Raw genomic sequence first — 8,829 nt, 5'->3', positions numbered from 1 at the left:
ACCGGTTCCTTTCCAGATAGAACATGGTCAGATTGTGCCTCCGCTTCGAGTAGGTTTCTTACGTGAGGCAACGGGGTGGCTTCGAGTAGATTTCTGGTGAGGCAACGCGCATGCTTGACGCCCCTCTATCAGGCTGCTACACTGGCTCCGGCAATGAGGAAACTCCTTCCCTACTTCGTTATCGTGGCGCTGGCGTCCGCCCTGATCCTGTTGCTGTGGACCAAGCGGGTCGAGCATCACCGCCAGCCAATGCTCGGCACGGTCATACCGGCATCAATCAGCGATGACATATCGGCCTCGCGAACCAACGCGATCGTACTCGCGGCCCGACGGGTCAGCCCGGCGGTCGTCTCGGTGGTCGTGACCCAGACCCGCGTGGTCACCTATGATCCCTTCGGCGGGCTGGGGTTCGACGATTTCTTCCGCGACTTCTTTCCCCGCCGCTCCTTCCGCCAGGAGGTGAAGTCGATGGGTTCCGGCGTCATCATTTCTGCGGACGGCGACGTCGTGACCAATGCCCACGTGGTGCGCAACGCCACCCGCATCAAAGTCACCCTGCCCGACAACCGCGAGTTCGCGGCCGAACTCGAGGGAATAGACGAGGCCCGGGACCTCGCCCTGCTCAAGGTCAGCGCCCAGGGCCTGCCGGCTGCGACCCTCGGTAACTCCGACGGCTTGATGATCGGCGAGTGGTCGATTGCTATCGGCAACCCGTTCGGGTTCATGCTCGAGGACGCGCAGCCGACGGTGACCGTCGGTGTCATCTCGGCGCTGCACCGCGACATCAAGTCGAGCGGGGGCACCCAGGTCTACGCCGACATGGTCCAGACCGATGCCGCCATCAACCCCGGCAACTCGGGCGGGGCACTCGTCAATGCGGCGGGAGAGGTAGTCGGCATCAACACGTTCATCTTCAGCCATTCCGGCGGCTCCGAGGGCATCGGTTTCGCCCGTCCCATCAACGACGTGCGCCAATTCGTGAAGGAAACCCGGGGCACGATTGGCGCCACCAGCTTTGAAAGGGTCGAAACCGGTCTCGACGTAGCCGTTGCCGACATCAACCCGGTACTTCGGGGCAACTTCAACCTCGGCTATCGGCGGGGCGTGGTCGCAGTCGACGTGAAGGCCGGCGGCGTCGGCGAGACTATCGGGATGGCACCCGGTGACGTTATCCTAATGGCCCAGGGCAAGGCGGTCAACTCGGCCGCGGCACTTGCCCGGCTGTATGATCGACTTGCCGGGACAATCGACATCGTAATTGACCGTGGAGGAGAGCAGATCAGACTGCTCTACAGGCTAAGATGACAACACGCTACGACACTCCGGAAATGGCCGCGCTCTGGAACGAAGACGCGAAGTTCCGTTCCTGGCTGCTGGTCGAGAAGACCGTGGCCGCAGTGCAGGCCGAGATTGGCATCATACCGAAGACGGCGGCCCGCGCCATCCAGCGCGCTTCTTTCAAGATAAAGGAGATTGACGAATTCGAGAGAATCACCAACCACGACGTCATCGCCTTCACCCGCAGTGTGGCGAAATCGGCCGCTGCTGCCGGCAAGTACGTCCACTACGGACTGACTTCCTACGACGTTGTCGACACCGCGCTCTCACTCCGCTGTGCCTCCGCCCTGGAGATACTGCAGACCGCGCTCGGGGGCCTGCGCATCGAAACCGCCCGCCTCGCACTCGAGCACAAGCACACGCCGATGATGGGCCGCACCCACGGCGTCCACGCCGAGCCGATCACGTTCGGGCTCAAGTGCCTCTCCTGGTTCGAAGAAACCGAGCGGAACATCGGGCGCCTGGCCGCCGCCGCCTCCGAGATGCGGCACGGCAAGATATCGGGCGTGGTAGGAGCCTACACCCAGCTGGGTCCCGACGTCGAAGCCCGGGTGCTGTCCAGGCTGAACCTCAAGCCCGAGCCGGTATCAACGCAGGTGATTCCGCGTGACCGTCACGCCGCGATGCTCAACACACTAGCTCTTGTCGCCACCGGCATGGAACGCATCGCCACGGAGATCCGCAACCTCCAGCGCACAGAGGTTGGTGAACTGGGGGAGCCCTTCGCCAAAGGGCAGCGCGGTTCGTCGGCCATGCCCCACAAGAAGAACCCGATAATCTGCGAGCGCATCACCAGCCTCGCCCGACTGATCCGCGCCTACGCGCAGGTCGGATTGGAGAACATCTGCCTCTGGCACGAGCGCGACCTCTCCAACTCAGCCAACGAGCGCGTGATCATTCCCGAGTCTTTCACGCTCACCCACTACATGATCCGCAAGCTGACCGGTGTGCTGTCGGGATTGGTGGTGCGACCTGACCGCATGCTCGCGAACCTCGAGTCCTCGGGGCAGACGTTCTTGTCGCAGGGGGTGATGCTCGAACTCGTCCGGGCCGGGATGGACAAGGACCGGGCGTACAAGCTTGTGCAGGAACTTGCTTTCACCTGCCAGACCCAAGGCGGCTCGCTGCCGGAGTTGTGTGCGGCGAATCCCGAGATATCGAAACTCCTAGATCGCCGCGCCAGGAGCCGGGCGTTCGACCTGAAACGACTGCTGCGCAACGTCGATGCGGTCTACCGCCGGGTCGGCCTGACGCGACGGAGCAAGACCAGGTAGACGCCGGTCAGCAGCCAATGGCCTCTCACGCCCAACCCCGCGACGCCAGCGACCAGAAGCTCTGCCTGGTTGACGGCTCTCGTCTGGTAATCGAGTCGCTGGCACGGGCCGGGGCCGACACGTTTGTCGGCTACCCGATAACACCGGCCAACCTGCTGTATGCCTACGGCTTCCGGCGCTTCCCGGCCGCCCTCGCGGCTCCGGATGAGATAACGGCACTCCAGTGGATGTCCGGCTTCTCGGCTTGCGGCCGGCTGCCGGTGACCGCGACGTCCTTTCCCGGGTTCGCTCTGATGGTCGAATCCCTTAACATGGCCCACATGATGGAACTGCCGATGCTCATAGTGCTCGCGCAGCGCCTCGGACCCTCGACCGGGAGCGCGACCGCCGGCGCTCAGGGCGACCTGCAGCTCGTACAGGGCGCCATCTCCGGCGGTCACGCCTACCCCGTGCTCTGCCCGTCGAACCTCATCGACTGCTGGGATCTCGCGCAGTTGGCGGTCGAAACCGCTACCCGGCTTCGCAGCCCCGTCGTGCTCCTCACTTCGAAAGAGATGCTGATGACCCAGCGTGACTTCGACCTGGCATCGCTCCCGGCGATCACCCCGCCGGCCCGAGCGTTTTACGCCGGCGACGAGCCTTTTGCCGCCTATTCACCTGCGGACAACCTCGTTCCTGAATTCCTGCCCGTGGGCAGCAGCCGGCACCAGGTCCGGCTGACCGCCTCGACCCACGACCGCCGCGGCATCCACGCCCACCTCGCGCCGGAGGCGATGGCAAACACGGCGCGGCTTCACTACAAGGCAGTCCGCAACCTCGCCTACTACACGCGCTTCGACATTGACGAACAGGCCGGTGCGGACACGCTCGTCTGCGCCTGGGACACAACCGCGCTGGCTGCCCGCGAAGCGGTAGCGACCCTGCGAGAGAGCGGACGTGCGGTTTCGCTGCTCGTCCCGAAGACGCTGCTGCCCGTCCCCCCGGTCTACGTCGAGACGGTCAGCCGCTACCCCAGGGTCGTAGTGGCCGAGGAGAACCTGAACGGGCAGCTGCGCCAGGTGCTGTTCGGTGCGGCCGGGCGCTCCGGTGTCACCGGAGTGAACGCCATCGGCCGCATGGTCTCTCCCGCGGAGATCGCAGCGGCAGTGGAGTCAAGGTGACCGGCAGGTTCATCGCCAACCCGGTTCTGCCCTTCTGCGGGGGCTGCGGACACGGACTGGTGGTGCGGAACACCGAGAAGGCGCTTGAACAGCTCGGCCTGAGTCCACTCGACGTCGTGCTGGTGACCGACATCGGCTGTCACGGCCTGATCGACAGCAACTTCACCACCCACACTGTTCACGGCCTGCATGGCCGGGCCGTGCCCCTTGCTGCCGGCATCGCGGCCAGCCTGCCGGCCGGCAAGAAGGTCATCGCCTACATCGGTGACGGCGGCGCGGCCATCGGACTCCAACACCTGATGGAAGCGGCCCACCGCAACTTCGACGTAACCGTCATTGTCCACAACAACATGCTCTACGGCATGACCGGCGGCCAACCCAGCTCAAGCACGCCTTGCGGTTTCCGCACCCCGACCTGTCCGGACGGGAAAGAAGGCCGCGGGGCCGATCTCTGCCGCTGGGTTCATGCTGCCGGAGCGATGCGCTGCCGCCGCGTTCTCGGCAAAGGGGATTTCTCCGAGGCAATCGCCGAAGCGGTCGCGGGGTCCGGGTTCAGCCTGCTCGAAGTCATCGAGTACTGCCCCAGCTACGGGGCCAAACACAACCCCGGCCGTTCCCTCGACGACATTGTCCGCGAAGCCGGGCTCGCGCTCGAAAACCTCACCAACCCGCCGGCCCCGCCCTGCCGCCTCGCACCGAAGACTGATACCGGATCCCTGCTCGATCTGGAACCGATTTCCCGGGAGTTCACCTCCGAACTGGACCGCTGCGTCTCGATCATGCTTGCCGGCTCAGCCGGCGAGGGCGTACAGTCCGCGGCCGAGATGTTCGCGCGTGCTGCCGTTGCCGCCGGACTCAGCGTTACCAAGAAAGGGACCTACCCGGTAACCGTCGGCATCGGCTACTCGGTGGCCGAACTGATGCTCTCTCCGCGACCGATTCAGCATACCGCCGCTGACGCACCCGACTTCGTGCTGGTGACGTCGGCCGACGGGCTGAAATACTGCGGCCCGGTGATATCGCGCATGCGTTCCGGACACCTGCTGCTCGACTCCAGCCTGGCGAATCCGGCCACTGCAGCACGCGTGACCCAGTTGGACTTCAGGAAACCGTCCGGACCGCGCGCCGCCGCGCTCTGCGCCTCTGCCGAACTGCTGCGTCTGCACCAGTTGTTCCCGCTGGCGGCCCTGCGCGCCGAGGCCGGGCGCAGCAAACATACAGCCAAGATTGACGTCGAGCGCCTGCTCGCCGACTCTAAGACAAGTTGAGACGAAAGGAACCGCAAGATGATAGACTTCTCATTCAGTGAGGAACACGAAATGGTCCGAAGGCTCTGCCGCGACTGGGCGCGCGAGCAGGTGATGCCTACCATCGGCGAGCGCGACGCGGCCGCCAAGTTCGACCCGGGCGTGCTCAGCCAGATGGGAGAACTTGGGATTCTCGGCATTTCGATACCGGCCCGCTATGGAGGCACCGGCAACGACTACATCGCGCTCGGACTCGCCTGCGAGGAGCTTGAGCACGTGGACACCTCGCTGCGCGTCGTCCTGTCGGTTCACATCGGCCTCAACAGCCTCACGCTTCTGAGCTGGGGCACCGAAGAACAGAAGCAGCGCTGGCTGGCCCCGCAGGCACGTGGCGAAAAGGTCTGCACCTACGGCCTGACTGAGCCGGCGGCCGGCAGTGACGCACTTGGCATCCAGACCACGGCCCGCAGAGACGGCGGCGAATACGTCCTGACCGGCGAGAAGATGTGGATATCGCTCGCCGATGTCGCCGACCACTTCCTGGTCATCGCCTGGACCGACATCGAGAAGAAGAAGCGCCGCGACCACACCGGCATGTCCGCATTCCTGCTGGAACGAGGCATGAAAGGCCTGACTAGCGCCACCATCCACGGCAAGCTGGGCGTCCGGGCCGGCAATACGGGATCACTCGCGTTCGACGAGGTACGCGTGCCGGCCGCGAACATGCTGGGCGGCGAAGGTGAAGGGTTCCGCGTCGCCATGTTCGCCATCGACCAGGGCCGCTACACCGTCGCGGCCGGCTCGACCGGCCTCATCCGGGCCTGCCTCGATGCCTCCGTCGAATACGCGCAGACGCGCACGACCTTCGGCAAGCCCATCGGCGAGCATCAACTGGTCAAGGCGATGATTGCCGACATGGCGGGTGACTACGAGGCCAGCCGCCTGCTCTGGCTGAAAGCGGGATGGCTCAAGAACGAGGGCAAGCGCAACACGCGCGAGACCTCGCTGGCCAAGGCCTACGCCTGTGCCTGTGCCGAGAAGGCCGCGTCCAACGCCGTCCAGGTACATGGCGCCTACGGCTTTTCGAGCGAGTACAACGTCGAGCGCTTCTACCGCAATTCCAAGGGCGCACAGATCTATGAGGGTTCTCGCGAGATACACAAACTCCTGCAGGCTGACTACGCCCTCGGCCTGCGCACCGACAAGCCGCTCCGCTGCAGCCTGCCGAAGCCCGAATAGAAAGGACCACAGGTGCCTGTCATCTACCTGAAGTCCGGCGGCACGGTGACGTGCACGGCCTACACAATCAAGGACGGCGTGGTCAAGGCAATGGACTGCAAGCTCGATGGGACGCCGATCCCGGAAGAGAAGGCCAGGCCGGCCGAATTCACGGCGTCGCTGGCCAACGTCCTCTACATCCTGCCGGGCAAACTGTAGGCAGACGCGTAACGCTTGACGCATGACGCTTGACGCCAGACGCCGGAGTCCTGCGTCTGGCGTGACGCGTCAAGCCTGAAGCGTCCGATGGAACGCGTCCTCGTCCGCAAAGTCACTGACCTGTCTGCCGACGCTGCCGAGGCGCTCGACTCCCTGGAGTACGACTTCGCCGGGAAGCGGGTCTGGGTCAAACCCAACCTGCTCGGCCCCCACCCGCCGGAACACGGCGTTACCACTGACCCGGAACTGATCAGGCACGCGGTTCGCGGGCTCAAGGCACGTGGGGCCAGAGAGATATGTGTAGCCGACAACCCCGGGGGCGGACTGCAGCGCAACGTATCAACGTACATCGCGCCGACCGGTGCGGTGGAGGCGAGTGAGGGCTGCTTCCGCGGTATCGCGGAAAGACCCGTGTCGATCTCGATCAAGTCCCGCTTCATCTCCGAAATCACGGTCTCCCGCATCGTGACCGAAGCGGATGTGGTACTGAACCTGCCGGTGTTCAAGACCCACGCGCTCACACTCCTCACCGGGTCAATCAAGAACCTGTTCGGCATCATCCCCGGGGCTCAGAAGTCGTATCTTCACACCGTCGTGAAGAGCCCGTACGAATTCGCGGAACTGCTGGTCGACATCTACCAGGCGATTCCGGTTCCGGTGCTGACAGTGATGGATGCGCTGCGCGGAATGGACGGACAGAACGGTCCCAGCGGCGGCCGGGTACTGAAACTCGGGACGCTGCTCTCCGCCCGCAACCCGGTGGCGCTCGATTCGGTGATGGCGATGATGGCCGGTGCGAAACCGGCTGCCATTCCAACCAACCGAATCGCCTCCGAACGAGGCCTCGGCCCGACCGCCCCGGACGATATCGAGGTCGCAGGCGACTTCGCGGCAGTACCCGGATTCAAACTGCCCTCGACGCGTGTTGCTGAGATGGCGTCCGGCGTGGCCGGTTCGGCAGTCTACCGTCTGCTGCAGCGCCGACCGCTCTTCGACAAACGAATCTGCACCCGCTGCCGCCGCTGTGCCGACAACTGCCCGGTCAATGCCATCGCCATGTCGCCCTACCCGGCCATCGACCGCAAGAAGTGTATCATGTGCTACTGCTGCGCGGAACTCTGTCCTGAGAAAGCGATGACCGTTCCGGGTCCGCTGCGCGGCCTGATTCAGAACATCACTGGCCGCTAGACGCTTCGGCCAGCAGCCGAATTGCCCGGCGGATGAGTCTCCGGTTCTCGGGCGCGTTGGTCCAGGCCGAGGCACCGGAGGGGTGAGGAAGAGGTATCACCGTGACGGCACGCCCGCCGATGACGCGGCGAAACTGCCGGCCGATCAACTGCTCGAGCTTGGCCTTCCCCAGGAACCGCTCGATCGCTAACTGGCCAACCGGAATCAGCACACCTGGTCTGGCCAGCGCGAGCTCTCTCTCCAGCCACGCCGCGCAGTTGGCTACCTGCTGACGGCTCGGTTTCAGGTCTCCCCGCTCGCCGCCACCGGGAAAGCACTTCATCATCGCGGTCACGTAACAGATGGAACGAAACTGCTCTTCTTCAAAACCGGCCTCGGCCAGCCACTGGAACAGCCGCCGTCCGGCCGCACCGGCGAAAGGACGACCCAGCAGGATCTCCTTCTTCCCGGGCGCCTGCCCGACCAGCATCCAGCGGGGAGAATCGAACCGACCGAAGACAGCACTCACTCCGTCCGGCAGGCCGCACCTGCGGCACCGTTTCATCTGGACTGCGAGGGACCCGAAGACTGCCGCTCGACGCCTGAGGCCAGACGCTACAGGCCTGACGCCAGACGCTTGAGGCGACACGGCTACGAAGATGGACGGATGCGCGACCTCTTGAGTCGAGTCCGCAGTGTTCTCAACTTCGCCTCAAGTGGATCGGCCACCGCACAGACACCACTGGCATGACGAGCATCCAGAAGCCCAAGGCGGACCCCCAGCCGAACGCACGCCTCGACTTCGATCAGCGACCGCAACGCGATACCGAGGAAACGATTGAACTCCGCCTCACTGTCCGCGGCACGCCCTTCAGCGATTTTGAGGGCGACCGAGACCGAGGCCCTGCGCATCTGGTCTCCGAGCGCGAACATCTCCGCCCGAGGAAGACTCCGCGCAGCAGCATAGACGGCGTCTGTAAGGTCCACCGCTAGCTGCCAGACCTCCAGCTTCTCGAACGGGTACTTCGGTTCCATCTTGCTTCCAGCCTCTGGCGTCATGCGTCCTGCGTAGTCCTGCTGATGTCCAGCGTCTGGCGTGTGGCGTCTGGCATCTAGCGTTTCCTCATCCTCGCCTTCCGCGCCGCCTTCCACTCCTCGTCGTCAATCTGCTGCCGAACCTGCTTCAGCCGGTCGCGCAGCTTCGCC

9 protein-coding genes are annotated in these 8,829 nt (G+C 64.5%); 7 read left to right on the top strand and 2 right to left on the bottom strand.

Going from position 1 to position 8,829, the window contains the following annotated elements; all coding sequences use genetic code 11:
* The first annotated feature begins 153 nt into the window (after window positions 1-153).
* The 7 genes from FJY68_12250 (at window position 154) to FJY68_12220 (ending at window position 7,644) form a co-directional block, all read left to right on the top strand.
* Entirely contained in the window at window positions 154-1,305 is a 1,152-nt protein-coding gene (locus FJY68_12250; protein MBM3332596.1) for a trypsin-like serine protease, read from the top strand.
* Window positions 1,302-2,612 (top strand): adenylosuccinate lyase, encoded by a 1,311-nt coding sequence (locus FJY68_12245; GenBank protein ID MBM3332595.1) that lies wholly within the window; start codon window positions 1,302-1,304, stop codon window positions 2,610-2,612. Before FJY68_12250 ends, FJY68_12245 begins: the two co-directional genes overlap by 4 nt.
* Before the next feature lie 17 nt (window positions 2,613-2,629).
* On the top strand, window positions 2,630-3,772 hold the full coding sequence (locus FJY68_12240; protein ID MBM3332594.1) for a hypothetical protein: 1,143 nt from the start codon (window positions 2,630-2,632) through the stop codon (window positions 3,770-3,772).
* Window positions 3,769-5,040: a hypothetical protein gene (locus FJY68_12235; protein MBM3332593.1), complete on the top strand. Its 1,272-nt coding sequence runs from the start codon at window positions 3,769-3,771 to the stop codon at window positions 5,038-5,040. The genes FJY68_12240 and FJY68_12235 overlap by 4 nt, the downstream gene beginning before the upstream one ends.
* A 21-nt stretch (window positions 5,041-5,061) precedes the next feature.
* Window positions 5,062-6,258, top strand: coding sequence for a butyryl-CoA dehydrogenase (locus FJY68_12230; protein MBM3332592.1), 1,197 nt, complete (start codon window positions 5,062-5,064; stop codon window positions 6,256-6,258).
* Between the two features lie 12 nt (window positions 6,259-6,270).
* Entirely contained in the window at window positions 6,271-6,456 is a 186-nt protein-coding gene (locus tag FJY68_12225) for a hypothetical protein (GenBank protein ID MBM3332591.1), read from the top strand.
* A gap of 87 nt (window positions 6,457-6,543) precedes the next feature.
* Entirely contained in the window at window positions 6,544-7,644 is a 1,101-nt protein-coding gene (locus tag FJY68_12220) for a DUF362 domain-containing protein (protein ID MBM3332590.1), read from the top strand.
* Here the strand turns inward: FJY68_12220 and FJY68_12215 are convergent.
* Together FJY68_12215 and FJY68_12210 are read right to left on the bottom strand one after the other, a co-directional pair.
* On the bottom strand, window positions 7,631-8,188 hold the full coding sequence (locus tag FJY68_12215; GenBank protein MBM3332589.1) for a uracil-DNA glycosylase: 558 nt from the start codon (window positions 8,186-8,188) through the stop codon (window positions 7,631-7,633). The two genes, FJY68_12220 and FJY68_12215, sit on opposite strands and share 14 nt — an antisense overlap.
* Before the next feature lie 86 nt (window positions 8,189-8,274).
* Window positions 8,275-8,682 carry a four helix bundle protein gene (locus FJY68_12210; protein MBM3332588.1) on the bottom strand — a complete coding sequence of 136 codons (408 nt, stop codon included), beginning with the start codon at window positions 8,680-8,682 and terminating at the stop codon, window positions 8,275-8,277.
* Between the last annotated feature and the right edge of the window lie 147 nt (window positions 8,683-8,829).

It is taken from the genome of candidate division WOR-3 bacterium (assembly GCA_016867815.1).
In the GTDB taxonomy this organism is placed as follows: domain Bacteria; phylum Hydrothermota; class Tepidihabitantia; order Tepidihabitantales; family Tepidihabitantaceae; genus UBA2258.
This window is presented reverse-complemented; position numbering and strand designations above follow the sequence as displayed.